The sequence below is a fragment of the Pseudomonas sp. PSB11 genome (genome assembly GCF_014596605.1).
Taxonomy (GTDB): Bacteria; Pseudomonadota; Gammaproteobacteria; order Pseudomonadales; family Pseudomonadaceae; genus Aquipseudomonas; species Aquipseudomonas umsongensis.
Genome location: NZ_NOIO01000013.1, coordinates 37,173 through 62,692 on the forward strand (window position 1 = coordinate 37,173; position 25,520 = coordinate 62,692).

Below are 25,520 nucleotides of genomic sequence, written 5' to 3' on the forward strand. Positions count from 1 at the left end.
ATTTTTTATAGGGTGCAGGTGTGCCTTTCTGAGTTTGATAACGACCTCAGGTCGCCATGTTGCAAGACGCTTTGGAAACCAGGGCCTTATCGTGCTTGAGGAACCAGCCCGTGGTTTCGCGGGTAAAGAAGGCCGTGACGAACGCCGCAACGATCATCAGTCCGGAGATGAAGTACAGCGCGTAGTTGTAGCCTGACACTTGATCGAAGCCACCACCGGCACCAATGAACATGCCAATCACAAAGGGGCCGAAGCCGCCTGCGTAAATGCCCACGTTAACAATGGAACCCGCGATTCCGCTGGTGCCGGGCTTCGCCGAGTCAAAAGCAATTGCATACAGCAGCGTGTAGGGCGCATTCATCGCGAACCCGGCGAACAGTTGAATGCAGATCAGCCAGGTCAGGCTCACTGACGAGAACTTGAAGAGGTACATACCGATTGCCAGCCAGGCGAACACGACGATCAGGCACAACTTGCGACCCAGCCGATCCGAGATCCAGCCCCATGCTATTTGCCCGAGCCCTCCGGTGATGGTGAACAGCACCGAATAGGCTGCCGCCTCAGCGAAGTTGTAATGGGCCACGAACGCCAAGTATTGCGGCAACCAAAAACTGATCCCGAAATAACCGACGATAGCGAGCATCGAGACCAGCGCGATGGTGCTGATATTCGGATTGCGGATTGCGGAGCGAAAAGCACCTTCGGGAGCAACGACAGTCCCTTGTGCCGCGCTCAGTGCCGGAACGGTTTCACCTGCATCACGCACATGATCAACGAAGGATTCGTAGCGCTTTTTGGTGCAGAACCACCAATAGATGGAGAAGATGATGATCATCGGTACTGGGAACAGGAGGAAAGCCAGGCGCCAATTTTCAGGACCGTATGCATTTAGCAATGCACTGATCGCCAGGCCTCCGATCAGCGTGCCCCACGGATAGCCCGTGTGATGCAGACCCAATGCAAATCCGCGCCGCTCGCGAGACCACCACTCGGACAACGAAGTGACTTCGATCGCTTCACCGGCGCCACCGAAGGCGTGGGAAATCACCTGCAAGGCCACGAGCATGCCCAGCGATGCAGTCAGAAAATTCAAGCCAGTCAAAAAGGTGAACAGCGTGTAGGCAATTACGATCGGCAGGTGACGATACTTGCGCATCCAGCCCTGCCCGCCTTTATCCGCCCAGATCATGCAAGGCACGGCGATCAAGGACGTTGCGATGGTGATGAACGCCGCGAGCAGCCCCGTCAGTTCTGCGCTGGTTTTGAATTCGCTCGTGATCGAGGGCAACACCATGAAGAACATCTGACGTGAGTTAGCGTCCATGGCATAGACAAGCCAGAGCAACGCCATTGCTCCCCACGAGGCGGCTCCAGCGCCTTTGGAAACCCGTGTGAACGACGCAACGGCACCAACTTTATCTTGAGCGAGTCCCATAGGATTATCTCCCGCTGAGTATTATTTTTATTGTCCCGACTGATGATCAGAGCAGAGCACGCGTATCGTCGGGTTTGCAGGTGGTTGCCAGACACAAAAAGCGTTGGAAAACCGCCGTGCCTAAGATTACGGCTCGACAAGATTTGATGGATATAGCTAGAAAAGCACACCTGCTTTGAATTTTCGGCACAGGTTGACGACGCATGAGAAAACCTCAAGCCCTAGAGCGTCGACGACCACTGAGTCTCGGATGTCTGTCGGGTAAGGGGATATTCATGGGGTGTGAATGGCGCCGGTGACTGCGCAGGCCCGACGTTTCAGCCATCGCTGGCCAGGTCGCCCCAGGCCTTCGCGATGAGCCCCGCCACCTTCAAGCGCAAACTGCAAAAACACGACACCGGATTTCAACAGGTGGATTTGGCCCGCAAGCACGTGGCGTTCGACCTGTATCAGTTCAAGGGATTCAGTAAAGAAGAAGTGGCGGATTACCGGAGATTCAACGACGCGCGAACTTTCGTCGCGCCTTCAAGCGCTGGACCGGCAGCACACCCAACCTGATCCGCGAGATGTTTAGAACACGTTGAAAATCGCCGACTAACGCCCGATCGCCTTTGCGCTGCCAGTACCCGGCAGTTCCACACGCGCCACCAGCCCAGCGCCTTTGCGATTGCGCAGTGTCAGCTCCCCACCCTGCTCTCGAACGATCGCCCGCGCAGCAGACAATCCCAGCCCCACGCCACCGGTATCCCGGTTGCGTGAGGTCTCCAGACGGTAGAAGGGATCGAACACCTGTTCGAGGGCGGACTCGGGTATGCCGGGGCCCTCGTCACTCACTTCGATGCAGACCATTCGCCCTTCATGCCTTAGCTCGATTGCCGGTTCATGTGCATATTTCACGGCGTTTTCCAGCAGGTTGACGATCACACGTTTGATCCCGAGCGGGCGGCCGTCGTACACCAGGTGAGCGGGACCCGTGAAGTGGACGACGATGTCCTGGTCGCGAAAGTCATCGACGATCGTTTGCAGCAATTCCGAAAGGTCGAATGCCGTGGCGTGCTCCCCTTGGCTTTCATCACGGAAAAAACCCAGCGCCGCGTTGATCATCGTTTGCATTTCTTCGATGTCGCGCACCATTTTGCGCTGCTGCTCCAGGTCGTCCATGAATTCGCTGCGCAGACGCATCCGGGTCAGGGGCGCGCGCAAGTCGTGGGAGATGGCCGCGAGCATCTGCGTACGCTCGCTGAGAAAGTGCCGGATCTGCGCCTGCATGGTGTTGAAGGCAATGGTGGCCTGGCGTATTTCATGGGGGCCTTCGATCTTGATCGCCGGCGCGCGCAGGTCATCGCCAAAGCGCCGTGCAGCGCTGGCAAAACGTTGCAGCGGACTGGCCAATTGTCGCGTGGCAATCCAGGCGACCAGCAGGGTAGCCACCAGCCCCAGGGCGATGATGATCGCAATCCGTACGCTGGAGTCGAGCCCCCAGCTGCGTTCCGGCGGGGTGAACGACAGCCAGCTGCCATCGCGCAGCTCAACCAGTGCCACGTAGTGCGCCTGGGGGCTTTCGTCCGGCCAGTCGCCGGGGTTGAAGACTCGAATATCGCGAGGAACATCCCCCAGCAATTGCTGCAGCGGCGAATGCTCGTGCCCCACCTGCATACCGCCCGGCGGCAGATGGAAGTCGGCCCGCCGTTCGTGCCAAACCACCTCAAGCATCGGATGGCTGGCGGCAGAGGCCAACGACGAGCGCAACGGCACAGGCGCTGCCTCGATCACCCGAACATTCGCGGCCATTTGCTCGAGCAGGCCGGTGCGCTCAATGGGCGGACGGCCCCAGGTGCCGGCGAGCTGCACGAACAAGCCGTTGAGGGCCAGGGACGCGAGCATCGCCGCGACGATTGTCAGCGCAATGCGCGACCTGAGGGTATCGCGAGGGACTATTCGCGGAACCATTCGAGCGACCAGGCGGCGGATCATGAGCGGGTCACCTTGGCGCAGAACATATACCCGCCGTTACGTACTGTGCGAATCAGATCCGGGCGCTTGCTGTCCGGCTCGATCTTGCGTCGCAGCCGACTGACCTGCACATCGATGCTGCGGTCATAGGCATCGTGCCCCTGGCCACGCGCCAGGTCGATCAGCTGTTCCCGGGTAAGAATGCGCTGTGGATGCTCGAGAAAAACCCGCAGCAGATCGAACTCGCCCGCGGACAACGGAATCATCACGCCCTCGGGCGAACGCAATTCACGACAAGTGATGTCCAGGTGCCAATCGGCGAATGTGATGATCGGACGCGAGGGCTCGAGCCCCGGGCTTTTCTCGCCGGCGCGACGTTGCACGGCACGCAGCCTGGCAAGCAGCTCCCGAGGATCGAATGGCTTGGTCAGGTAATCGTCGGCGCCCAGTTCCAGGCCGACAATGCGGTCGCTCAGTTCACCCATCGCGGTCAACATGACGATCGCAATATCCGTCCGTGCCCGCAGTTTCTGGCAGAGGCTCAGGCCACCTTCGCCGGGTAGCATCAGGTCCAGGATGATGATGTCCGGGCGGTTCTTTTCGATCATCGCCCACATGGCCTCACCATGGGTGGCCAAGTCCACCTCATAGGCATGCTGAACAAAAAACTGTTTCAGCAGGGACAGGATTTCCACATCGTCGTCGACGATCAGCAGTCTGCTCACGTTCGGGGATCCACGGCCAAAAAAGAGCGTATCTAAAACCATTCCGGTGCCAGGGTCATATATTTCAATCCAGCAACATTTCTACTTGCATGACATCAATCGGACATACGGTCGCAACCCACTTGCGGCACCCTGCGCGAATTCCAACTCACGAGGTCTTCCATGCAGGGTTCGAACAGCACCTACGCAACCGAGACAACCGACAGCGCTCACACGGTGATCCTCAACCAGCGCACCAGTGCGCCAGGGCAAGACGAGCCGATTCTATTCCAGCAATCGTGCCTGGGCCTGACCGACGATCGAACCCAGGTCGTGCTGCGCCGCTATTTCGAGCGCTACAGCCCAACCACCAGCAACTGGGTGGAATACATCCACCGCGTGCCGATTGCCGAGTTTACCCAGTGGATCATGGCCAACGGCGATCTGCGTATCGAATGCTCGGAAGACCTGCCAGGGTCCACCCTCCAATCAGGAACCCCTTGATGAGAAAGCGCTTCTCGCTGCCGCTATTGGCCGCTGTAACCCTCGTCCTCTCGGCGTGCAGCAACAAAAAAGTCGCATCCCCCGACAGCTATTCAGGCTTTCTGAACGACTACAGCGCCCTGACCGAGCACCAGTCACCTTCAGGCCAACCGGTGCTGAGCTGGGTAAACCCCAAACTTGAGCTCGACCGCTACACCCAGGTTTATATCGAACCGAGCCAGTACTACCCGCAGCCCAAACCCAGCGAGCGCCTTCCCCAGACCACGCTCGGCGACACGACCTGGTACTACGATGCGGTGCTCAAGTTTGAGCTGGGCAAGGTCTTGACCGTGGTCACCACCCCGGGGCCCAAGACCCTGATCGTGCGACCGGCAATCACCCGAGTGAGCGCCAGCACCCAGGGCCTGCGCTATTACGAATGGCTACCGATCACCCTGGTTGCAGCAGGCGTCAGCACCGCCACCGGGATCCGCGACCAGGACAGCGAAATTGCCACCGAGGTCGCTTTTCTCGATGGCGAGACCAGGACCCTTGTCGCCAAAGTGGTGCGCGTGGGCACGGGGATACCGCTGGAGAACGACAAGCAGGTCATCACCACGGCAAACATCAAGGGCGTGCTCGACGGCTGGGCCAGCGACCTGCGCAAGTCGTATCTGGCGATGCGTAAATAAAAAGGCTGCTTGCCAATCGGGATCCAATGGGGAAAATTGATTCAGGCAGGCAGTCAAAGCAATCTGGCAGGAATCCAAATGCAGGTTTCGACGGGATGTAGCAAAGTGCAAGCATGCCAGTCACCGGCTTTTCCCCAGGAATGCACCCATGTCCAGCGCCAAAGCACTGCCAAAAAGATCACCGCTTGCCCGGCTCGCCCTGGCCATCTCCCTGAGCGTCCTCGGCCTGCCCATGTGCGTGGGCAATGCCCAGGCCCACGGCGGCCAAGCCGAAATGGTGCCGCTGCAGGCAGGCCTTGAGGAATTTGGCGCCACGGTCAAATGGGACGACTACTCGAACCTGTTCACCATTGCCAAGGACGGTGTCTACCTCAAGGTCAAGCCGGATAGCAAAGTAGCCATGCTCAACGGCAAGCGCATGGAGCTGACGGTGCCCGTGGTGTTCAAGGGCAAGACCGCCTTCATGTCCAAGGACTTCATCAACCAGGTGTTCCAGTCCGGCCTGGACACGACCTTTGTCGTGGAGACCCGACCCAACCCGCTCAACCCCCTGAGTGCGGACGAAATCACCGCGGCGGTGGACATCGTCAAGCAATCGGAACATTACAAGCCAGGTTTTCGCTTCACCGAAGTCTCGGTCAAGGCGCCGCCGAAGGATCAGGTGTGGAACTTCATCTACACCGGGCAAAACGTGACCCAGCCGCGCCAGGCCAATATCGTCGTGCTGGACGGCAAGCACGTGATCGAAGCGCTGGTGGATCTCGACAGCAAGGCGTTGCAATCCTGGAAGCCCATCGAAGGCGCCCATGGCATGGTGCTGCTGGATGATTTCGCCACGGTGCAAACCGCTGTCGAAACCAGCCCCGAATACGCACAAGCCCTGGCCAAGCGCGGCATCAACGATGTGAAGAAAGTCGTCGCCACGCCGCTGACCGTCGGATACTTCGACGGCAAGGACGGGCTGGCCCAGGACAAGCGCCTGCTGAAGATCGTCAGCTACCTCAATGTCGATGACGGCAACTACTGGGCGCATCCGATCGAGGGCCTGGTGGCGATTGTCGATCTGGAGCAGAAAAAACTGATCAAGATCGAAGACGAAGCGCTGGTTCCGGTCCCGATGAAACCGACGCCCTACGACGGACGCGGGCGCAAGGGCGTGGCGGTCAAGCCGCTGGAAATCATCGAACCCGAAGGCAAGAACTACACCATCACCGGCAATAGCATTCACTGGCAGAACTGGGACTTCCACGTTCGCCTCGATTCGCGGGTCGGCCCGATCCTGTCCACGGTCACCTACGACGACAAGGGCAAGAAGCGCAAGATCATGTACGAAGGCTCTCTGGGCGGGATGATCGTGCCTTACGGCGACCCGGATGTGGGCTGGTACTTCAAGGCATACCTGGATTCCGGCGACTACGGCATGGGCACCCTCACCTCGCCTATCGCCCGTGGCAAAGACGCCCCGGAAAACGCCGTGCTGCTGGACGCCACCATCGCCGACTACACCGGCGCACCGACGTCGATTCCGCGCGCCATGGCGGTGTTCGAGCGCTATGCCGGCCCGGAATACAAACACCAGGAAATGGGCCAGCCCAACCTCAGCACCGAACGGCGTGAGCTGGTGGTGCGCTGGATCAGTACCGTCGGCAACTATGACTACATCTTCGACTGGGTCTTCCAGCAGAACGGCACCATCGGCATCGACGCCGGCGCCACCGGCATCGAAGCCGTCAAGGGTGTGAAATCCAAAACCATGCACGAAGAAACCGCCAAGGAAGACACGCGCTACGGCACCCTGCTCGACCACAACATCGTCGGCACCACGCACCAGCACATCTATAACTTCCGCCTGGACATGGACGTCGACGGCGAGAGCAACTCGCTGGTGGAAGTGAACCCGGTGGTGCTGCCCAACGACCGTGGCGGGCCGCGCACCAGCACCATGCAGACCGAAACCCGCGTGGTCAGCACCGAACAAAAGGCCGCGCAGAAATTCGACCCCTCGACCGTGCGGCTGCTGAGCAACTTGAGCAAGGAAAACAAGGTCGGCAACGCGGTGTCGTACCAACTGATTCCCTATGCCGGCGGCACGCACCCGGTGGCCAAGGGCGCCAACTTCGGCACGGACGAATGGCTGTACCACCGCCTGAGCTTCATGGACAAGCAGCTGTGGGTGACGCAATACAACCCTGAGGAAAAGTACCCGGAAGGCAAATACCCGAACCGCTCGGACAAGGACTCGGGACTGGGGCAATTCACCCAGGATAACCATTCCATCGAGAACACCGACGACGTGGTCTGGCTGACCACCGGCACCACCCACATCGCCCGGGCCGAAGAATGGCCGATCATGCCGACCGAGTGGGTGCATGTCCTGCTGAAGCCGTGGAACTTCTTCGATGAAACGCCGACGCTGAATCTCAACGCCCCGAAATAACCAGGCAATGCACATGCTCCCTGTGGGAGCGGGCTTGCTCGCGAAGGCGTCGTGTCAGTCGACATTAATGTTGATGACACACCGCTTTCGCGAGCAAGCCCGCTCCCACAGGGGTTATGTGTTGCTCAATGGAAATCACGCATGCCGCTTGCGATATTCCCCCGGCGCAATGCCGAAGCGAGATTTGAATGCCGTGGAAAAATAGCTCGAATCGGAAAAACCCCAGGAGTACCCCAGCACCGACAACTTCTGCTCCTTGCCCGATTGACGCAGGGTTTCGGCACACAGGTCCAACCGACGGTTCTTGATGTAGCGCGCCACCACCAGGCCTTTCTTGGCGAACATCCGGTACAACCCACGGGTCGACATGCCGACTTCCCGCGCCAGCCATTCCGGGCACAGCTCTTCGCAGCGGATGTGCTGGTCGATGACGCTCAAGGTCTTGCGGAAGGTGCGCTCGTGCGGATCCGTGCAATCGTCGCCCTGGCTGATGGCCGGGCGCAGCAGGCTGACAATGGCCTCCAGGGTCGCCTCGCTTTCCTGGCGACTGAGGTTCTGCTGGCGCGTGGCATCGATGATCAAGCGGTGCGAAAGCATGGCGATGGGCGATGTCGCGGCAATCCGATGGCCGCACTTGACCGGGTTGAAGCGCAGCGTCTGCTCCACCAGTTGGTACGGCAGGATCAGCGACAATTGGCGGGAGTTTTCGCTGTAGGTGAAGTCGCTGGGCCGCGCAGCATCGATCAACGTGATGTCCCCGGCGGACAGCTGGACCCTGTCGTCGCCCTGGGCCATGCCCGCGGTGCCATCGAGCTGAAACACCGCAAAGTACTTACCGTCCTCGCCCGCCGCGACTTCCTGCGGCGTGCGGTACAGCCGCGCCTGGCAAGCATCGACGAAGCTGAGCTTGAGGGCATCGCTGCGGTGTTCGCGAATCTGCCCGGCAAAGCCGGTTCCCAGGGGTTGGGCGTTGAAGGCGCCACAGATCTGGTTGATCTGGTGGATCCACTGATCGAACCCATCCTGGCGCTGTGCGGTTGTAGAAATCATGTCGGGCCTCACGCAGGCTTATTTTTATTGTCTACGTCAATCAACAGGTTCTCCTGAACAGCGACTCTCCCTGACCGTCGACGGGCTATTTCAGCCCGCCAAACCGTCGATAAAAACTCTCGCCTACATCCGGTAGCGGTCCGTCGGCGGTTTCCAGTGCACTGTTCAGCCATTCCTCGGCCTTGGCGTAGATCAAACGGTAAATGTTGCGGCACAACTGCCGGGCTGCTCGCCCTTCCCAGTCGCCGGGCAACAACTCGTCCGGCAATTGCGGGTCGCGCAGCAGCAGTTTGCGGTATTCGTGAATAAGCAGGATCCGCGCCAGGAAGCAGTCGGCTGGCTGCAGGTTTTCCTGTTCGCGCAGGGCTTGCCACAGCGGCCGGAACAGCTGGATGAATTCGCTGTAGTGGGTCGCCAGCTCCTCGATGTTCCAGCTCTCGCGCACCTGCAGGCGCAGGGCCTTGGAGGCGAGTACGTCTTGAGCGGTGGTTTCGAAGACGATGGTTTCTTCCTGGGCGCCGAGGTCCAGCAGCGTCGCGTTGACATCCGTGCGATCGCTGCGCGGACAGGCCAGCACCACCGGCGAAATCGCACCAAAACCTTGCCATTCCAGTTCTTCGCGCACTTGCTTGCGCTTGTCCTGGGTCAGTTGCGACAGCATCACCAGGCACCAGGAACCATCCCAGGCCGGCATGCTGGTGCTGTAGACCCGTTTGAACGCCTTGTCGAAACGCCGGCGACCGGTGCCGGTCAGGCTGTAGTAACTACGACGCCCCACCTTCTCGGCGGTCAGCCAGCCTTCCTTGGTCAGGCGAAAAATCGAGGTACGGATCAGCCGCTCGTTGATGCCGATCGGTTCGAGCAACTGGATCAGGCTGCCCAGCCAGACGGTCCCGCCGTGGGGTTCGATGGCATCACCGTACAGGGTGATGATCAAGGAACTGGCACGGATCGGTGTCTGCTCTTGAAAGCGTGTAATCAGATGGTTCAAGGGTATCAGGGACGACATGGGCGTACCGGGCTGAAAAAAGAAAAGGAATATACCGAAAACCTGCCTGTTAATCGCAGCTCCCCTTGTGGGAGCGAGCCTGCTCGCGAAAGCGGTGTACCAGTCACCATCAATATTGGAGGTCAGACCGCATTCGCGAGCAGGCTCGCTCCCACAAAGGTTGTGTTCACAAGGTATTGCCTTTCGGTCGAAGGCCACGGTCGCTGATTCGCGGCCGATCCGGCTCCGGCTCCGCCAGCGGCTCGCACACCTGCATCTGTGTGAGGCAACGCTTGGCCAGCTCCTGATACTCACGAGTACCGGCCTGCTTCCACGCCACTTCCTGATCGCTAAGCATGCGTTTGACACTCGCCGGCGCGCCCATGACCAATGATTGCTCGGGGCATTCGAAGCCGGCCTTGACGAAGGCCGCCGCCGATACGAAGGACCGCGGGCCGATGCGTGCGTTGTCCATCACCACCGCATTCATCCCCACCAGCGCATCGGCGCCGATCCGGCAACCGTGCAGCACGGCACCGTGGCCGATGTGGCCATTGCGCTCGACCACGGTGTCGCTGTCGGGGAAACCATGCATCACGCAGGTGTCCTGAATGTTGGCACCCTCCTCCAGCACGATCCGCCCGAAATCACCGCGCAGGCTGGCCAGCGGCCCTACATAACAGTGGGGGCCGATGATCACGTCACCGATCAACACGGCGGACGGATGCACATAGGCGCTCGGGTCAACCACCGGGGTCAGGCCATCAAGGCTGTAGCAGGTCATGGCAGGTTCCTTGGCAAAGCGATGCATATATTGACTTATTTTGTATCACATCGCTTTTACCAGCACAAAGATTAAAAAGCGTATCACTTGATGGCGGCGTTCCAACGGGGTGCATTTCAACCGCCACAACCCTCGACAACACCAATAAAATCAATACTCATAGCGTAATAGCCTGCTTCATTCACACCACCTTTGGAAATCACAAATCCGACAATAGGACACATTAAATCGTTTTTTATGTTGATTTTACGTATCACGTTATAGGTATACTCCGGCAAAACCGGCCCCTGCGGTCGATCCAATAACAAGCCGGCCTCAGCGCCGAGCGTTCACCGTGAGGGCATCCGCCATGCCTCAAACCCTTGCCGTCGAATTCATCGAGCCTGGCGTACGCCTGATTACCCTGCAGCGCCCACAAGCGCTGAACGCCCTGAACACCCAGTTGCTGGGTGAGCTGGCGGATGAGTTGAGCATCGCCCAAGCCGACCCCGAGACCCGCGCCGTGGTCATGACCGGCAACCGCAAAGCCTTCGCCGCCGGTGCCGACATCAAGGAAATGGCCGAGCGCGACCTGGTCGGCATCCTCGATGACCCGCGCCAGGCCTCATGGCAAGCCATCACCCGCTTCAACAAACCGCTGATCGCCGCCGTCAACGGCTTCGCCCTCGGCGGTGGCTGCGAACTGGCCATGCACGCCGACATCATCATTGCCGGCGAAGACGCGCGCTTCGGCCAGCCGGAAATCAACCTCGGGATCATGCCCGGCGCGGGCGGCACCCAACGCCTGCTGCGCGCCGTCGGCAAATCCATGGCCATGCAGATGGTCCTGACCGGCGAGCCGATCGACGCTCGACAGGCCCAGCGCGCCGGGCTGGTCAGCGAAGTCACCCAGCCTGAATTCACCGTCGATCGCGCTCTGCAGGTTGCCCGCCAGATCGCCGCCAAGGCACCGCTGGCGGTACGCCTGGCCAAGGAAGCGCTACTCAAGGCCATGGACACCGACCTCGCCAGCGGCCTGCGCTTCGAGCGCCATGCCTTCACCGTGCTGGCCGGCACCCGCGACCGCGACGAAGGCATTGCCGCCTTCCAGGAAAAACGCACACCGACTTTCACCGGCCAGTAACCCGGTTACCCGCCTTACGAATTCCACGAGAGCGCCAAGACCATGAACTTCGAACACATCCTGTTTTCCATCGAGGCCGGCGTCGCCCTGCTCAGCCTCAATCGCCCGGATCAGCTCAACAGCTTCAACACCCAGATGCATGGCGAAGTGAAGGAGGCGCTCAAGCAGGTGCGGCAAAACCCCGACGTGCGCGTGCTACTGCTGACCGGCGAAGGCCGTGGCTTCTGCGCAGGGCAAGACCTGAGCGACCGCAATGTCGCGCCGGGCAGTGCCGCGCCGGACCTGGGCGAGTCCATCGAGAAGTTCTACAACCCGCTGATCCGCCAACTGCGTGACTTGCCGATGCCGGTGATTTGCGCGGTCAACGGCGTGGCCGCTGGTGCTGGCGCCAACATCCCACTCGCTTGCGACCTGGTGCTGGCAGCGCGTTCGGCCAGCTTCATCCAGGCCTTCTGCAAGATCGGCCTGATCCCTGATTCCGGGGGAACCTGGACCCTGCCGCGCCTGGTCGGCATGGCCCGCGCCAAGGCACTGGCCCTGCTCGGCAATCGCCTGAGCGCTGAACAGGCCGAACAATGGGGGCTGATCTACCGCTGTGTGGAAGACGCCGAACTGCGCGATGAAGCATTGAAACTGGCACAACACCTGGCCACCCAGCCGACCTACGGCCTGGCGCTGATCAAACGCAGCCTGAACGCCAGCATGAGCAACAGCTTCGATGAACAGCTGGAGCTGGAGCGCGACCTGCAACGCCTGGCCGGGCGCAGCGAGGACTATCGCGAAGGCGTGGGCGCCTTCATGGAAAAACGCACCCCAAGCTTCAAGGGACGTTGAGTCATGAGCGCATTGAACACCTCTGCACGCATCGCCGTGATCGGCGCCGGCGCCATGGGCGCCGGCATTGCCCAGGTAGCCGCACAGGCCGGGCATCCGGTGTTGCTGCTGGACAATCGCCCCGGCACTGCGGCCCAGGCCATTGAAGGCATCGACCGGCAACTGGGCAAACGGGTCGAGAACGGCAAGCTGTCCGCCGAGTCGCGCAGCGCAACCATCGCCCGTCTGCAGGCCGTGGAAGCCATCGAAACCCTGGCCGATTGCGATTTGATCATCGAGGCCATCGTCGAGAACCTCGAGGTCAAGCGCGCGCTGTTCCGCCAGCTGGAAGGCATCTGCAGCGCGCAATGCATCCTGGCGAGCAACACTTCGTCGCTGTCGATCACCAGCATTGCCGCGCAGCTGCAACGCCCGCAACGCCTGCTCGGCCTGCACTTCTTCAACCCGGCACCCGTCATGGCGCTGGTGGAAATCGTCTCGGGCCTGGCCAGCGATCCGGCTTTGGCCGAATGCCTGTACGACACCGCCAAGGCCTGGGGCAAAAAACCGGTGCACACCCGCTCCACGCCGGGTTTCATCGTCAACCGCGTGGCCCGGCCGTACTACGCCGAAAGCCTGCGCCTGCTGCAGGAAGGCGCCGCCGATTGCCCCACCCTGGATGCGCTGATGCGCGAGGCCGGCGGCTTTGCCATGGGCGCCTTCGAGCTCACCGACCTGATCGGCCATGACGTTAACTACGCCGTGACTTGCTCAGTGTTCGATGCCTATTACCAGGACACGCGCTTCCAGCCGTCGCTGATCCAGAAAGAGTTGGTAGACGGTGGACGACTGGGGCGCAAGAGCGGACAGGGTTTCTACGCTTACGCCCAAGGCGCCGAGCGCCCGCAAGCGGCTGAAATCAGCAGTGCGGCGACCGTCGATGTTTGCGTTGCCGAAGGTGACCTGGGGTTCGCCCAAGGCCTGCTCGTGCGTCTGCAAGCGCAAGGCGTTGAAGTCCTCCAGCGAGATGGCCGCGGTTTGCTGCGCGTGGGTGATGCCGTGCTGGCCCTGAGCGACGGACGCATGGCGTGTCAGCGAGCCCGGGAAGACGGGTTGCGTAACCTGATTCTGCTGGATCTGGCGTTCGACTATGCCAAGGCCCAACGTATCGCTATCAGCCATGCAGCCGGCATTGATCCGCAGGCACTCGAACAAGGCATTGCCCTGCTGCAACGGGCCGGGCTCAAGGTCAGCCTGCTCAGCGACAGCCCGGCCCTCGCTGTCCTGCGCACCGTGGCGATGCTCGCCAACGAGGCCGCCGACGCCTTGTTGCAAGGCGTGGCCTCGGCCGCCGACATCGATCTTGCGATGCGCGCCGGGGTCAATTATCCCCAAGGTCCGCTGGCCTGGGCCGATGCCGTGGGTCTGCCGCACATCCTCAAGACGCTGGACAACCTGCAAGCCGCTTATGGCGAAGAACGCTACCGGCCATCGCTGCTGCTGCGCCGCCGCGTAGCCGAAGGGAGAAACTTCCATGACTAACCACGAAGCGATGAACCTGGCCAGCGCCTGCGCGCAAGCGTTGTTCCAGCGCGACAACGCCAGCCAGGCCATGGGCATGCGCCTGCTGTCCGCCGGCCCCGGCACCGCTCGCGTGGGCATGACCGTGCGCGAAGACATGGTCCAGGGCCACGGCACCTGCCACGGCGGCTACCTGTTCGCCCTCGCCGACTCGGCCTTTGCCTTTGCCTGCAACAGCTACAACGAAGCCACCGTGGCCATCGGCTGCAGCATCGACTACATCGCCCCGGCGCGCCTGGGCGATACGCTCAACGCCGACTGCATCGAGCAAAGCCGCTCCGGGCGCACCGGCAACTACGACGTACGCATTGAAAACCAGCAGGGCCAGTTGATCGCCCTGTTCCACGGCAAGTCCTACAAAGTGCGCGGCCCGGTGCTGGCGCAGGAGACCCCCAATGAATGACGCCCTGATCATCGACGCCGTTCGCACCCCGATCGGCCGCTACGCCGGAGTGCTGAGCAGCGTGCGCGCCGACGACCTCGGCGCGGTGCCGCTGCGCGAACTGCTGCGCCGTCACCCGCAAGTGGACTGGAACACGGTGGACGATGTGATCTACGGCTGCGCCAACCAGGCCGGCGAAGACAACCGCAACGTCGCACGCATGTCGGCACTGCTGGCTGGGTTGCCGGTCAGCGTACCCGGCACCACCCTCAATCGCCTGTGCGGCTCCGGGCTGGATGCGGTCGGCACCGCGGCGCGGGCGATTCGCAGTGGCGAAACCGGGTTGATGCTGGTCGGCGGCGTTGAATCGATGTCCCGCGCTCCACTGGTGATGGGCAAGGCCGAACAGGCGTTTTCCCGTGCGGCCGAAATCTTCGACACCACCATCGGCTGGCGTTTCGTCAATCCGCTGATGAAAAAGACGTACGGAATCGACTCCATGCCGGAAACGGCAGAAAACGTTGCCGAACAGTTCAATATCTCCCGGGCCGATCAGGACGCCTTCGCCCTGCGCAGCCAACAACGCGCCGCCGCTGCCCAGGCCAACGGACGCCTGGCGAAAGAAATCGTCGCGGTGCAAATTCCCCAGCGCAAAGGCCCGGCCAAAGTGGTCGAGCACGACGAGCACCCACGCGGCGACACCACCCTTGAGCAGTTGGCCAAACTGGGCACGCCGTTCCGTGAAGGCGGCAGCATCACCGCCGGCAATGCCTCGGGCGTCAACGACGGTGCCTGCGCGCTGCTGCTGGCCAGCCCCGAAGTGGCCAAGCGTCATGGCCTGACCGCTCGTGGCCGGGTGGTGGCGATGGCGACCGCGGGCGTCGAGCCGCGCATCATGGGTATCGGCCCGGTTCCGGCCACCCGTAAGGTGCTGGAGGTTGCAAACCTGAGCCTGGCGGACATGGACGTGATCGAGCTCAACGAAGCCTTTGCCGCCCAGGGCCTGGCCGTCCTGCGCGAACTGGGCCTGAGCGACACCGACCCGCGGGTCAACCCCAACGGCGGCGCCATCGCCTTGGGCCACCCGTTGGGCATGAGCGGCGCACGCCTGGTGACCACCGCCCTGCATGAACTGGAGGAGCGCAATGGCCGCTACGCCCTGTGCACCATGTGCATCGGCGTGGGCCAAGGGATCGCGCTGATCATCGAGCGTCTATCCCAATAAAGAATCGCGATTCCCGGGGAGCCGAGAGGTATCCTTGGGGCATGCACTCAAAGCCCCTGCATGCAGGGGCTGGAACACAAAAACAATTCGAGTGAACACATGAACATGCCAATTGCCCAAGCCGTGCTAGATCCCGTGCTGGACCCGCTGGAAACCGCCAGCATCGACGAGCTGCGCCAGCATCAGCTGGAGCGCCTGCGCTGGAGCCTGAACCACGCCTACAACAATGTGCCGCTATACCGTCAGCGTTTCGATGCCCTGGGCGTGCACCCGGACGACATCAAGTCCCTCGACGACCTGGCGAAATTCCCCTTCACCACCAAGTCCGACCTGCGCGACAACTACCCCTACGGCATGTTTGCCGTGCCGATGCATGACATCGTGCGCCTGCACGCGTCCAGCGGCACCACCGGCAAGCCGACCGTGGTCGGCTACACCCAGAACGACATCGACACCTGGGCCAACGTGGTGGCGCGCTCGATCCGCGCGGCGGGTGGCCGGCGTGGCGACAAGGTGCACATTTCCTACGGCTACGGACTGTTCACCGGCGGCCTCGGTGCACACTACGGTGCCGAACGCCTGGGTTGCACGGTGATCCCGATGTCCGGCGGCCAGACCGAAAAACAAGTGCAGCTGATCAAGGACTTCCAGCCGGACATCATCATGGTCACGCCGTCCTACATGCTCAACATCGCCGACGAGATCGAGCGCCAGGGAATCGACCCGCACAAACTGGCCCTGCGCCTGGGCATCTTCGGTGCCGAGCCATGGACCGCCGAGCTGCGCAGTGCCATCGAGCAGCGCCTGGGCATCACCGCGCTCGACATCTACGGCCTCTCGGAAATCATGGGGCCCGGTGTCGCCATGGAATGCGCCGAGACCAAGGACGGCCCGACCATCTGGGAAGACCACTTCTACCCGGAAATCATCGACCCGGTCACCGGCGAAGTGCTGCCGGACGGGCAGATGGGCGAACTGGTGTTCACGTCCCTGAGCAAAGAAGCGCTGCCGATGATCCGCTACCGCACCCGCGACCTGACGCGCCTGCTGCCGGGCACTGCGCGGCCGATGCGGCGGATCGACAAGATCACCGGACGCAGCGATGACATGCTGATCATCCGCGGGGTCAACGTGTTCCCCACGCAGATCGAGGAGCAGGTACTGAAAGTCAAACAGCTTTCCGAGTGCTATGAGATCCATCTGTATCGCAATGGCAACCTGGACAGCGTTGATGTGCACGTGGAGCTCAAGGCCGAGCACCAGCACCTGAGCGAAGAACAGCAGAAGGCTGTTTGCGGGGAGCTCGGCAAACACATCAAGACGTACATCGGGATCAGTTCGCGAATCGTCCTGCAGCCTTTCCATTCGATCAAGCGATCCGAGGGCAAGGCCTGCCACGTCGTGGACAAACGCCCTAAAGCATGACTGCTGCACCCCTTTGAGCCCCGCTGATGCGGGGCTTTTTTTTGCCCCTTCACCGCCCTGCATGCACCTGTGGGAGCGAGCCTCTGTGGCGAGGGGATTTATCCCCGTTGGTCGCGCAGCGGCCCAGGAGAATGGGACTGCTGCGCAGTCCAACGGGGATAAATCCCCTCGCCACAAAAGCTGCCCCGAAACCACCACTCATCCCAAAGCGATACAAAAAAAATGCGACACGTCATTTTCTGTTTGATATTAGTTTCTGTATCGCTTATAAAGTTCTCCATGCCCTCGAACAGATTCACGGCGGGAGACCCCCATGTACGCACAGCTCGTAGAAACAGGCGTAAAGCGCATCAAAGACCTCTCGGAGATGTCCGATGAGGAGCGTGCCTTCCAGGAAAAAATCGATTCAGAAATCAAGATCGAAGCCAAGAACTGGATGCCAGATGCCTACCGGCAAACCCTGATCCGGCAGATTTCCCAGCACGCCCACTCGGAAATCGTCGGCATGCTCCCGGAAGGCAACTGGGTCACCCGTGCGCCAAGCCTCAAACGCAAATTGCAATTGATGGCCAAGATCCAGGACGAAGCCGGTCACGGCCTGTACCTGTACAGCGCCATGGAAACCCTGGGGGCCGACCGAGATGAAGAGATCGCCAAGCTGCACAGCGGCAAGGCCAAGTACTCGAGCATCTTCAATTACCCGACGCTGAACTGGGCCGACATGGGCGCGGTGGGCTGGCTGGTGGATGGCGCGGCGATCGTCAACCAGGTGGTGCTGCAGCGCACCTCCTACGGCCCCTACTCCCGGGCGATGATCCGTATCTGCAAGGAAGAGAGTTTCCACCAGCGCCAGGGCTACGAAATCCTCCTGACCATGATGCGTCACGGCACTCAGGCGCAAAAGGACATGGTCCAGGACGCGATCAACCGCCTGTGGTGGCCGTCGCTGATGATGTTCGGCCCAAGCGACGAACACTCGCCAAACAGCGCGCAATCCATGGCCTGGAAAATCAAGCGCCAGAGCAACGACGAACTGCGCCAGCGCTTCATCGACCAGACCATCCCGCAGCTGGAACTGCTGGGCTGCACCTGCCCCGACCCGGACTTGAAGTGGAACGCCGAACGCGGCCACTACGATTTCGGCGAGATCCAGTGGGACGAATTCTACGAAGTGCTCAAGGGCAACGGCCCGTGCAACACCGAACGCGTCGCTACCCGCCGCAAGGCGATTGAAGACGGCGCGTGGGTTCGTGAAGCCGCCGTCGCCCACGCCCGCAAAAAACAAAACAAGAACGCCGCTTGATTGATCTTCGGCGGCTTCCATGCCGCCAAAAGATCGCAGGCTGCGCCAGCTCCTACAGGAGCCGGTGATCCCATGTAGGAGCTGCCGAAGGCTGCGATCTTTTGATCTTCAGCCCCGTCAGCAAAAAACCGAACAGATGTGGAGTAACTGAAATGTCCGAGTGGACCCTCTTCGAAGTCTTCGTGCGCAGCAAGCACGGCCTCAACCACAAGCACGTCGGCAGCGTGCATGCCGCCGACACCACCATGGCGATCGAGAACGCCCGCGAGCTGTACACCCGTCGTAGCGAAGGCGTGAGCCTGTGGGTCGTACCCTCAAAGCTGATCACCGCGTCGTCGCCGGATGAGAAAGACCCGCTTTTCGATCCATCGGACGACAAGGTTTACCGCCATGCCAGCTTCTACGAGCTGCCAGCCGAAGTCGGGCACATGTGAGGTCGACCATGAATAACAAGACCGATCTGATCGAATACCTGCTGCGCCTGGGCGACAGCGCCCTGATCCAGGGCCAGCGCCTGTGCCAGTGGTGCGGCAAGGCCCCGGCGCTGGAAGAAGAGCTGGCACTGATGAACGTCGGCCTCGACTTGGTGGGCCAGGCGCGCAACTGGCTGGACTATGCCGCCGAGTTGCTGGACGACGGCCGCGACGCCGACGACCTGGCGTTCCGCCGCGGCGAGCGCGCCTATCGCAACCTGCTGCTGGTGGAACAACCTAACGGCGATTACGCGGTAACCATCCTCAAGCAGTTCCTGTATGACGCCTGGCACCTGCCGGTCCTCCAGGGCCTGAGCCAGTCCAGCGATGAGCGCATTGCCGGGATCGCCGCCAAAGCGGTGAAGGAAGTCACCTATCACCTGCGCCGCTCCGGCGAGTGGGTCGAGCGCCTGGGCGACGGCACCGAGGAAAGCCACCAGCGCATGCTCGCGGCGATTCCCGAGGTCTGGCGGTTTACCGTTGAATTGATCGCCGCCGATGACAGCGAACAGCGCCTGTGCGAAGCCGGCATCACCCCGGACATCGCCAGCGTGGCGGCGCAGTGGCAAGCCAAGGTCAACGACATTTTCGCCAGCGCCACCCTGCCCGTGCCGGCAGCACCGAGCTATTTCTACCTGAATGCGCGCAAGGGCCTGCACACCGAGCACCTGGGCATTCTGCTGGCCGAAATGCAGTTCCTGCCACGAGCGTACCCCGATGCAACCTGGTGAATTGATCGCCAGCGACCAGGGCGCCCGGCCGGTACAACCGAGCGACTTAACCGCCGCCTGGGCGATCCTGTCGCAGGTCATGGACCCGGAAGTGCCAGTGGTCAGCGTGGTGGACCTGGGGATCGTCCGCGATCTCGACTGGCAGGCCGGGCATTTGCACGTGGTGGTCACCCCGACCTACTCCGGCTGCCCCGCCACCGAAGTGATTGAGGGTGATATCCGCCAGGCGCTGGAACAGGCCGGCTTCCAGGCACCGAACCTGGAACGCCGGTTGACCCCGGCCTGGACTACCGACTGGATCACCGACAGCGGCCGCGAACGCCTGCGCGCCTACGGCATCGCACCACCTGAAGGCAGCACCAGCAAACGCAGCCTGCTCGGTGAGAGCCCGGTGATCGCCTGCCCGCAATGCGGCAGCGTCCACACCGAAGTGCTCAGCGAGTTTGGCTCCACCGCCTGCAAGGCGCTGTATCGCTGCATCGAGTGCCGGGAACCGTTCGACTATTTCAAGTGCATCTGAGCGGCGTGCGCCGTCCAGCTGGAGAACAACAATGAGCAAATTTCACAGCCTGACCATCAAGGATGTGCGCACCGAGACCCGTGACGCGGTGTCCATCGCCTTCGAGATTCCGCAGTACCTGCAGGACAGCTTTCATTACACCCAGGGCCAGCACCTGGTGATGCGCACCCAGCTGGACGGCGAGGAAGTGCGCCGCTCCTACTCGATCTGCACCGGCGTCAACGACGGTGAACTGCGGGTTGCTATCAAGCGCGTGGCAGGCGGTCGTTTTTCCGCGTTTGCCAACGAACAGCTCAAGGCCGGGCACAGCCTCGACGTCATGCCTCCCGCCGGGCATTTCAGCGTGGAGCTCGATCCTGCGCGCCACGGCAACTACCTGGCCGTCGCCGCCGGCAGCGGTATCACGCCGATCCTGTCGATCATCAAGACCACCCTGGAAACCGAGCCCCACAGCCGCGTCACCCTGCTCTACGGCAACCGCTCCAGCTCCGGTGCACTGTTTCGCGAACAGCTTGAAGACTTGAAGAATCGCTACCTGCAACGCCTGAACCTGATCTTCGTGTTCAGCCGCGAGCAGCAGGATGTCGACCTGTACAACGGCCGGATCAACGCCGAGAAATGCGAGCAGCTGTTCAGCCGCTGGCTCGATGTCAAAGCCCTCGATGCCGCCTTCATCTGCGGCCCGCAGGACATGACCGAGACCGTGCGCGACAGCCTCAAGGCCAAGGGCATGGCGCCTGAGCGCATTCATTTCGAACTGTTCGCCGCCGCTGGCAGCCAGCAGAAACGCCAGGCCCGCGAAGCCGCCCGCCAGGTCGATGCAGCGGTCAGCCAGATCACTGTGATCAGCGATGGCCGTGCCCTGGCCTTCGACCTGCCGCGCAACAGCCAGAGCATCCTCGATGCCGGCAACGCCCAGGGCGCCGAACTGCCCTACTCGTGCAAGGCCGGCGTGTGCTCGACGTGCAAGTGCAAGGTCATCGAAGGCGAAGTGGAAATGGACAGCAACCACGCCCTGGAAGACTACGAAGTGGCCGCCGGCTATGTGCTGTCGTGCCAGGCCTTCCCGATCAGCGACAAGGTGGTGCTGGATTTCGATCAGCTCTGAAGATCACCACAACCCTTGTAGGAGCCGGCTTGCTGGCGATGAGGCCCTTGAGATCACCAGTGAACATCACGCCGCCATCGCCAGCAAGCCGGCTCCTACAGGGGAAAAACCGTGTTCACCCAAAAAAACAAAAAAAGGACGCTACCCATGACACCCCAAGACATAGAACTCATCCACCAGCACCCCGACTTCCTCCAGCTGGTACGCCGCAAGCAGGCGCTGTACTGGTCCCTGTCGCTGATCATGCTGGTGATCTATTTCGGCTTTGTCCTGCTGGTGGCGTTCTCCCCCTCCACACTCGGCCAGTCCCTGAGCGGCGGCGTGACCACCGTGGGCATGCTGGTGGGCGTGGTGATCGTGGTGCTGGCCTTTGCCTTGACCGGTTTCTATGTCTATCGCGCCAACAACGTGATCGATCCGCTGAATGAAAAGCTCAAGCAGGAGTGCGCCCGATGAGCCGTCCTCTCGCGTTGTTCCTGCTGCCGCTGGCACTGATCACCGATCTTGCGGTGGCCGCCGAGGGCGCTTCCCGTCCACTGAACTGGAACGCCATCGGCATGTTCATGCTGTTCGTCCTGTTCACCCTCGGCGTAACGCGCTGGGCCGCGTTGCGCACCCGCTCGGCCAGTGACTTCTACACCGCTGGCGGCGGCATGACCGGCTTCCAGAACGGCCTGGCGATTGCCGGCGACATGATCTCGGCAGCGTCATTCCTCGGCATTTCCGCGATGATGTTCCTCAATGGGTACGACGGCTTGCTCTATGCATTGGGCGTCCTGGCCGGCTGGCCGATCATCCTGTTCCTGATCGCCGAACGCCTGCGCAACCTCGGTAAATACACCTTCGCCGACGTGGTCTCCTATCGACTGGAACAGACGCCCGTGCGCCTGACTTCGGCCTTCGGCACCCTGACTGTGGCGCTGATGTACCTGGTGGCGCAGATGGTCGGCGCCGGCAAGCTGATCGAATTGCTGTTCGGCATCGACTACCTCTACGCGGTGATGCTGGTCGGCGTGCTGATGGTGTTCTATGTCACCTTCGGCGGCATGCTCGCTACCACCTGGGTGCAAATCATCAAGGCGGTGATGCTGCTGTTCGGTACCAGCTTCATGGCGTTCATGGTGCTCAAGCATTTCGGTTTCAGCACCGAAGCGATGTTCGCCGGTGCCACCGCCGTACACGCCAAGGGCAGCGCGATCATGGCCCCCGGCGCCTTGCTGTCCAATCCGGTCGATGCCATTTCCCTGGGGCTGGGCATGATCTTCGGCACCGCCGGCCTGCCGCATATCCTGATGCGTTTCTTCACCGTCAGCGATGCCAGGGAAGCGCGTAAAAGCGTGTTCTACGCCACCGGTTTCATCGGCTACTTCTACTTGCTGCTGATCATCGTCGGCTTCGGCGCGATCGTCATGGTCGGCACCGATCCGGCGTACCGCGATGCCAGCGGCGCGATCATCGGCGGCGGCAACATGGTCGCCGTGCATTTGGCCCAGGCGGTCGGCGGCAACCTGTTCCTCGGTTTCATTTCGGCGGTCGCCTTCGCCACCATCCTCGCGGTGGTTGCCGGGCTGGCGCTGTCCGGCGCCTCGGCGGTGTCCCACGACCTGTATGCCTGCGTGATGCGCAAGGGCCAGGCCAGCGAGCAGCAGGAAATGCGCGTATCGCGAATCGCCACCCTGTGCATCGGTGTGCTGGCGATCATCCTTGGCCTGCTGTTCGAATCGCAAAACATCGCCTTCCTGTCCGGGCTGGTTCTGGCCATCGCGGCCTCGGTGAATTTCCCGGTGCTGTTCCTTTCGATGTACTGGAAAGGCCTGACTACCCGTGGCGCGGTCAGCGGCAGCCTGATGGGGCTGGTGTCGGCAATCGTCTTGCTGGTGTTGAGCCCGGCGGTATGGGTCAACGTGCTGCATCACGACCAGGCACTGTTCCCCTATTCCAACCCGGCACTGTTTTCCATGAGCCTGGCCTTTTTCAGCGCCTGGCTGTTTTCCGTCACCGACCGTTCGCCACGTGCCGCCCTTGAGCGCGGCCGTTACCTGGCGCAGTTCATTCGTTCCATGACCGGCATCGGCGCGTCTGGCGCCAGCCAACACTAATTCTTGACTTGATGACCAAACCCGGAGCATTTGCAATGTCCCACGCCCCTACCCTGCAAAGTTTCATCGCCGGCCGCTGGATCGGCCAACAAGGCGCGCAAATCCTGCGCAGTGCCATCGACGGCCATGAAATCGCACGCACCCATGAAGAGCGTCCGGACTTCGCCGAAGCCATCGAACACGGCCGCCGCCAAGGCGTCAGCGGCCTGATGGCGCTGGACTTCCAGCAACGCGCCCAGCGTCTCAAGGCCCTGGCCCTGTACCTGGCCGAACGCAAGGAACAGCTCTACGCGATTTCCCACCACAGCGGCGCGACCCGTGCCGACAGCTGGATCGACATCGAAGGCGGCAACAGCACGCTGTTCACCTACGCCAGCCTTGGCTCGCGTGAACTGCCGTCGGGCAACGTCGTCCACGAAGGCCCGGCGCTGCAACTGAGCAAGATGGGCACCTTCGCCGGCACCCACATCCTGGTGCCACGCGGCGGTGTCGCGGTGCACATCAACGCCTTTAACTTCCCGATCTGGGGCATGCTGGAAAAATTCGCCCCGAGCTTCCTCGCCGGCATGCCGTGCATCGTCAAGCCAGCCAGCGCCACCAGCTACCTGACCGAAGCCGTGGTGCGCCTGATGGACGAATCCGGGCTGCTCCCGGCGGGCAGCCTGCAATTGATCATCGGTGGTACCGGCGACCTGCTCGACCGCCTGCAAGGCCAGGACGTGGTGACCTTCACCGGTTCCGCCGACACCGCGGCCAAGCTGCGGGTCAACCCGAACCTGATCCGCAACTCGGTGCCGTTCACCGCCGAAGCCGACTCGCTGAACTGCGCGATCCTCGCCCCGGACGTCACCCCGGACGATGAAGAGTTCGAGCTGTTCATCAAGGAAGTCGCCCATGAAATGACCACCAAGGCCGGGCAGAAATGCACCGCCATCCGTCGCGCCATCGTGCCGGCCAAGCACATCGATGCAGTCGCCACGCGCTTGCGTGATCGCCTGGCCAAAGTGGTGGTCGGCGACCCGTCGGTGGAAGGCGTGCGCATGGGTGCGCTGGCGTCCCACGATCAGCAGAAAGACGTGGCCGAGCGCCTGGAAATGCTGTTGCAGAACAGCGACCTGCTGTTCGGCGCCCGCGACGGTTTCGAACCGCGCGGCGCGAACGTCGACAAGGGCGCGTTCTTCGCCCCGACCCTGTTGCAGGCCCGCGATCCGCACGCCGAAGGTGGCGCCCACGACATCGAAGCGTTCGGGCCGGTCAGCACCCTGATGGTTTATGACGATCTGGACGAAGCACTGGCCCTGGCCGCACGCGGCAAGGGCAGCCTGGTGGCCAGCCTGGTGACCAAGGACCCGCAAATCGCCGCCAAAGCAATTCCGGTGGCCGCTGCCCTGCACGGTCGTCTGCTGGTACTGGACCGCAACTGCGCCGGTGAATCCACCGGCCACGGCTCGCCCCTGCCGCAACTCAAGCACGGCGGCCCGGGTCGTGCCGGTGGCGGTGAAGAACTCGGTGGCCTGCGCGCGGTGAAACACTACCTGCAACGCGCGGCGGTACAAGGCTCGCCGACCATGCTGGCGGCGGTCACCGGTGAATACGTGCGCGGCGCCAAGGTCATCGAAACCGAAGTGCACCCATTCCGTCGCTACTTCCAGGACCTGCAGATCGGCGAGTCGCTGCTGACCCACCGTCGCACCGTCACCGAGGCGGACCTGGTGAACTTCGGTTGCCTGTCGGGCGACCACTTCTACATGCACTTCGACGACATCGCGGCCAAGGAATCGCAATTCGGCAAGCGCATCGCCCACGGCTACTTCGTGCTGTCGGCGGCGGCCGGGCTCTTTGTATCCCCTGGCGTCGGCCCGGTACTGGCCAACTACGGCCTGGACACCCTGCGATTCATCAACCCGGTGGGCATCGGCGACACCATCCAGGCGCGCCTGACCTGCAAACGCAAGATCGATCAGGGCAAGAAGAGCCCGCAAGGCGTTCCGCAAGGGGTGGTGGCGTGGGATGTGGAAGTGACCAACCAGCTCGGCGAGCTGGTGGCCAGTTATGACATTCTGACCCTCGTGGTAAAACGCGAGGATTGATCAGGCCTCTTGGTTGACCACAGCTCTTGTGGTCAACCTGGATGAAATGTGGGAGCGGGCTTGCTCGCGAAAGCGGAGCACCAGTCAATGAAAATGTCGACTGACACACCGCTTTCGCGAG

The 25,520-nt window shown here is 61.8% G+C and carries 24 protein-coding genes and 1 pseudogene; 18 read left to right on the forward strand and 7 right to left on the reverse strand.

The window, feature by feature from the left end; genetic code table 11:
* Window positions 1-46 precede the first annotated feature (46 nt).
* Window positions 47-1,435: an MFS transporter gene (locus CGA21_RS16400; protein ID WP_110749269.1), complete on the reverse strand. Its 1,389-nt coding sequence runs from the start codon at window positions 1,433-1,435 to the stop codon at window positions 47-49.
* A gap of 321 nt (window positions 1,436-1,756) precedes the next feature.
* Here CGA21_RS16400 and CGA21_RS16405 point away from each other — a divergent pair.
* A pseudogene (locus CGA21_RS16405) lies at window positions 1,757-2,019 on the forward strand (helix-turn-helix domain-containing protein); the annotation flags it as partial.
* Between the two features lie 10 nt (window positions 2,020-2,029).
* On the opposite strand, the gene CGA21_RS16410 reads toward CGA21_RS16405, so the two are convergent.
* Window positions 2,030-3,409: an ATP-binding protein gene (locus CGA21_RS16410; protein WP_411157075.1), complete on the reverse strand. Its 1,380-nt coding sequence runs from the start codon at window positions 3,407-3,409 to the stop codon at window positions 2,030-2,032.
* On the reverse strand, window positions 3,406-4,155 hold the full coding sequence (locus CGA21_RS16415; RefSeq protein ID WP_050511638.1) for a response regulator: 750 nt from the start codon (window positions 4,153-4,155) through the stop codon (window positions 3,406-3,408). Before CGA21_RS16415 ends, CGA21_RS16410 begins: the two co-directional genes overlap by 4 nt.
* 120 nt (window positions 4,156-4,275) lie before the next feature.
* On the opposite strand from CGA21_RS16415, the gene CGA21_RS16420 reads away from it, so the two are divergent.
* From CGA21_RS16420 to tynA, 3 genes are all read left to right on the forward strand, one after another.
* Entirely contained in the window at window positions 4,276-4,596 is a 321-nt protein-coding gene (locus CGA21_RS16420) for a hypothetical protein (protein ID WP_110749270.1), read from the forward strand.
* Complete coding sequence (locus tag CGA21_RS16425) at window positions 4,596-5,267, forward strand: DUF3313 domain-containing protein (protein WP_188264605.1); 672 nt, start codon at window positions 4,596-4,598, stop codon at window positions 5,265-5,267. The genes CGA21_RS16420 and CGA21_RS16425 overlap by 1 nt, the downstream gene beginning before the upstream one ends.
* Window positions 5,268-5,415: 148 nt before the next feature.
* Entirely contained in the window at window positions 5,416-7,704 is a 2,289-nt protein-coding gene (tynA, locus tag CGA21_RS16430) for a primary-amine oxidase (protein ID WP_188264606.1), read from the forward strand.
* A gap of 135 nt (window positions 7,705-7,839) precedes the next feature.
* On the opposite strand, the gene feaR is transcribed toward tynA, so the two are convergent.
* The 4 genes from feaR to CGA21_RS16450 form a co-directional block, all read right to left on the reverse strand.
* Window positions 7,840-8,754 carry a transcriptional regulator FeaR gene (gene feaR, locus CGA21_RS16435; RefSeq protein ID WP_188264607.1) on the reverse strand — a complete coding sequence of 305 codons (915 nt, stop codon included), beginning with the start codon at window positions 8,752-8,754 and terminating at the stop codon, window positions 7,840-7,842.
* A gap of 85 nt (window positions 8,755-8,839) precedes the next feature.
* Window positions 8,840-9,763: a phenylacetic acid degradation operon negative regulatory protein PaaX gene (paaX, locus tag CGA21_RS16440; RefSeq protein ID WP_020795541.1), complete on the reverse strand. Its 924-nt coding sequence runs from the start codon at window positions 9,761-9,763 to the stop codon at window positions 8,840-8,842.
* 166 nt (window positions 9,764-9,929) lie between these two features.
* Window positions 9,930-10,526, reverse strand: a complete 597-nt coding sequence (gene paaY / locus CGA21_RS16445) for a phenylacetic acid degradation protein PaaY (RefSeq protein ID WP_110749278.1) — start codon at window positions 10,524-10,526, stop codon at window positions 9,930-9,932.
* 116 nt (window positions 10,527-10,642) lie between these two features.
* On the reverse strand, window positions 10,643-10,783 hold the full coding sequence (locus tag CGA21_RS16450; protein ID WP_188264608.1) for a hypothetical protein: 141 nt from the start codon (window positions 10,781-10,783) through the stop codon (window positions 10,643-10,645).
* Between the two features lie 92 nt (window positions 10,784-10,875).
* Here CGA21_RS16450 and paaF point away from each other — a divergent pair, with 92 nt between their 5' ends.
* From paaF to paaZ, 14 genes are all read left to right on the forward strand, one after another.
* Window positions 10,876-11,649: a 2,3-dehydroadipyl-CoA hydratase PaaF gene (gene paaF / locus CGA21_RS16455; protein ID WP_188264609.1), complete on the forward strand. Its 774-nt coding sequence runs from the start codon at window positions 10,876-10,878 to the stop codon at window positions 11,647-11,649.
* A gap of 42 nt (window positions 11,650-11,691) precedes the next feature.
* Window positions 11,692-12,483, forward strand: coding sequence for a 2-(1,2-epoxy-1,2-dihydrophenyl)acetyl-CoA isomerase PaaG (paaG, locus tag CGA21_RS16460; RefSeq protein WP_083349515.1), 792 nt, complete (start codon window positions 11,692-11,694; stop codon window positions 12,481-12,483).
* A gap of 3 nt (window positions 12,484-12,486) precedes the next feature.
* Window positions 12,487-14,004 carry a 3-hydroxyacyl-CoA dehydrogenase PaaH gene (gene paaH, locus CGA21_RS16465; protein ID WP_188264610.1) on the forward strand — a complete coding sequence of 506 codons (1,518 nt, stop codon included), beginning with the start codon at window positions 12,487-12,489 and terminating at the stop codon, window positions 14,002-14,004.
* Window positions 13,997-14,446: a hydroxyphenylacetyl-CoA thioesterase PaaI gene (gene paaI, locus CGA21_RS16470; protein ID WP_110749284.1), complete on the forward strand. Its 450-nt coding sequence runs from the start codon at window positions 13,997-13,999 to the stop codon at window positions 14,444-14,446. The genes paaH and paaI overlap by 8 nt, the downstream gene beginning before the upstream one ends.
* Window positions 14,439-15,650, forward strand: coding sequence for a 3-oxoadipyl-CoA thiolase (gene pcaF / locus CGA21_RS16475; RefSeq protein ID WP_110749286.1), 1,212 nt, complete (start codon window positions 14,439-14,441; stop codon window positions 15,648-15,650). The genes paaI and pcaF overlap by 8 nt, the downstream gene beginning before the upstream one ends.
* Window positions 15,651-15,749: 99 nt before the next feature.
* Window positions 15,750-17,075 carry a phenylacetate--CoA ligase PaaK gene (gene paaK / locus CGA21_RS16480; protein WP_110749402.1) on the forward strand — a complete coding sequence of 442 codons (1,326 nt, stop codon included), beginning with the start codon at window positions 15,750-15,752 and terminating at the stop codon, window positions 17,073-17,075.
* 313 nt (window positions 17,076-17,388) lie between these two features.
* On the forward strand, window positions 17,389-18,378 hold the full coding sequence (gene paaA, locus CGA21_RS16485) for a 1,2-phenylacetyl-CoA epoxidase subunit PaaA (RefSeq protein ID WP_110749287.1): 990 nt from the start codon (window positions 17,389-17,391) through the stop codon (window positions 18,376-18,378).
* Between the two features lie 152 nt (window positions 18,379-18,530).
* Window positions 18,531-18,812 (forward strand): 1,2-phenylacetyl-CoA epoxidase subunit PaaB, encoded by a 282-nt coding sequence (gene paaB, locus CGA21_RS16490; RefSeq protein ID WP_020795551.1) that lies wholly within the window; start codon window positions 18,531-18,533, stop codon window positions 18,810-18,812.
* Window positions 18,813-18,820: 8 nt separating this feature from the next.
* A complete protein-coding gene (paaC, locus tag CGA21_RS16495) occupies window positions 18,821-19,582 on the forward strand; it encodes a 1,2-phenylacetyl-CoA epoxidase subunit PaaC (protein WP_188264611.1) in 762 nt (253 codons plus the stop codon).
* Window positions 19,569-20,102, forward strand: coding sequence for a 1,2-phenylacetyl-CoA epoxidase subunit PaaD (paaD, locus tag CGA21_RS16500; RefSeq protein ID WP_188264612.1), 534 nt, complete (start codon window positions 19,569-19,571; stop codon window positions 20,100-20,102). Before paaC ends, paaD begins: the two co-directional genes overlap by 14 nt.
* Window positions 20,103-20,133: 31 nt before the next feature.
* Window positions 20,134-21,210, forward strand: a complete 1,077-nt coding sequence (gene paaE / locus CGA21_RS16505) for a 1,2-phenylacetyl-CoA epoxidase subunit PaaE (RefSeq protein WP_188264613.1) — start codon at window positions 20,134-20,136, stop codon at window positions 21,208-21,210.
* Between the two features lie 147 nt (window positions 21,211-21,357).
* Window positions 21,358-21,666 (forward strand): DUF485 domain-containing protein, encoded by a 309-nt coding sequence (locus tag CGA21_RS16510; protein WP_110749295.1) that lies wholly within the window; start codon window positions 21,358-21,360, stop codon window positions 21,664-21,666.
* The gene (locus CGA21_RS16515; RefSeq protein ID WP_110749297.1) at window positions 21,663-23,309 is read left to right on the forward strand and encodes a cation acetate symporter; all 1,647 of its coding nucleotides are present in this window, start codon (window positions 21,663-21,665) and stop codon (window positions 23,307-23,309) included. The genes CGA21_RS16510 and CGA21_RS16515 overlap by 4 nt, the downstream gene beginning before the upstream one ends.
* Window positions 23,310-23,344: 35 nt before the next feature.
* The gene (gene paaZ / locus CGA21_RS16520) at window positions 23,345-25,399 is read left to right on the forward strand and encodes a phenylacetic acid degradation bifunctional protein PaaZ (protein WP_188264614.1); all 2,055 of its coding nucleotides are present in this window, start codon (window positions 23,345-23,347) and stop codon (window positions 25,397-25,399) included.
* Window positions 25,400-25,520 lie beyond the last annotated feature (121 nt).

Coding starts and splice junctions, on each gene's coding strand:
- tynA (WP_188264606.1), top strand. CDS start 5,416: ATGTCCAGCGCCAAAGCACTGCCAAAAAGATCACCGCTTGCCCGGCTC.
- paaF (WP_188264609.1), top strand. CDS start 10,876: ATGCCTCAAACCCTTGCCGTCGAATTCATCGAGCCTGGCGTACGCCTG.
- CGA21_RS16400 (WP_110749269.1), bottom strand. CDS start 1,435: ATGGGACTCGCTCAAGATAAAGTTGGTGCCGTTGCGTCGTTCACACGG.
- paaC (WP_188264611.1), top strand. CDS start 18,821: ATGAATAACAAGACCGATCTGATCGAATACCTGCTGCGCCTGGGCGAC.
- paaD (WP_188264612.1), top strand. CDS start 19,569: ATGCAACCTGGTGAATTGATCGCCAGCGACCAGGGCGCCCGGCCGGTA.
- CGA21_RS16420 (WP_110749270.1), top strand. CDS start 4,276: ATGCAGGGTTCGAACAGCACCTACGCAACCGAGACAACCGACAGCGCT.
- paaY (WP_110749278.1), bottom strand. CDS start 10,526: ATGACCTGCTACAGCCTTGATGGCCTGACCCCGGTGGTTGACCCGAGC.
- pcaF (WP_110749286.1), top strand. CDS start 14,439: ATGAATGACGCCCTGATCATCGACGCCGTTCGCACCCCGATCGGCCGC.
- paaE (WP_188264613.1), top strand. CDS start 20,134: ATGAGCAAATTTCACAGCCTGACCATCAAGGATGTGCGCACCGAGACC.
- CGA21_RS16510 (WP_110749295.1), top strand. CDS start 21,358: ATGACACCCCAAGACATAGAACTCATCCACCAGCACCCCGACTTCCTC.
- CGA21_RS16515 (WP_110749297.1), top strand. CDS start 21,663: ATGAGCCGTCCTCTCGCGTTGTTCCTGCTGCCGCTGGCACTGATCACC.
- paaH (WP_188264610.1), top strand. CDS start 12,487: ATGAGCGCATTGAACACCTCTGCACGCATCGCCGTGATCGGCGCCGGC.
- paaX (WP_020795541.1), bottom strand. CDS start 9,763: ATGTCGTCCCTGATACCCTTGAACCATCTGATTACACGCTTTCAAGAG.
- feaR (WP_188264607.1), bottom strand. CDS start 8,754: ATGATTTCTACAACCGCACAGCGCCAGGATGGGTTCGATCAGTGGATC.
- CGA21_RS16410 (WP_411157075.1), bottom strand. CDS start 3,409: ATGATCCGCCGCCTGGTCGCTCGAATGGTTCCGCGAATAGTCCCTCGC.
- CGA21_RS16415 (WP_050511638.1), bottom strand. CDS start 4,155: ATGGTTTTAGATACGCTCTTTTTTGGCCGTGGATCCCCGAACGTGAGC.
- paaA (WP_110749287.1), top strand. CDS start 17,389: ATGTACGCACAGCTCGTAGAAACAGGCGTAAAGCGCATCAAAGACCTC.
- CGA21_RS16425 (WP_188264605.1), top strand. CDS start 4,596: ATGAGAAAGCGCTTCTCGCTGCCGCTATTGGCCGCTGTAACCCTCGTC.
- paaB (WP_020795551.1), top strand. CDS start 18,531: ATGTCCGAGTGGACCCTCTTCGAAGTCTTCGTGCGCAGCAAGCACGGC.
- paaZ (WP_188264614.1), top strand. CDS start 23,345: ATGTCCCACGCCCCTACCCTGCAAAGTTTCATCGCCGGCCGCTGGATC.
- paaI (WP_110749284.1), top strand. CDS start 13,997: ATGACTAACCACGAAGCGATGAACCTGGCCAGCGCCTGCGCGCAAGCG.
- paaG (WP_083349515.1), top strand. CDS start 11,692: ATGAACTTCGAACACATCCTGTTTTCCATCGAGGCCGGCGTCGCCCTG.
- paaK (WP_110749402.1), top strand. CDS start 15,750: ATGAACATGCCAATTGCCCAAGCCGTGCTAGATCCCGTGCTGGACCCG.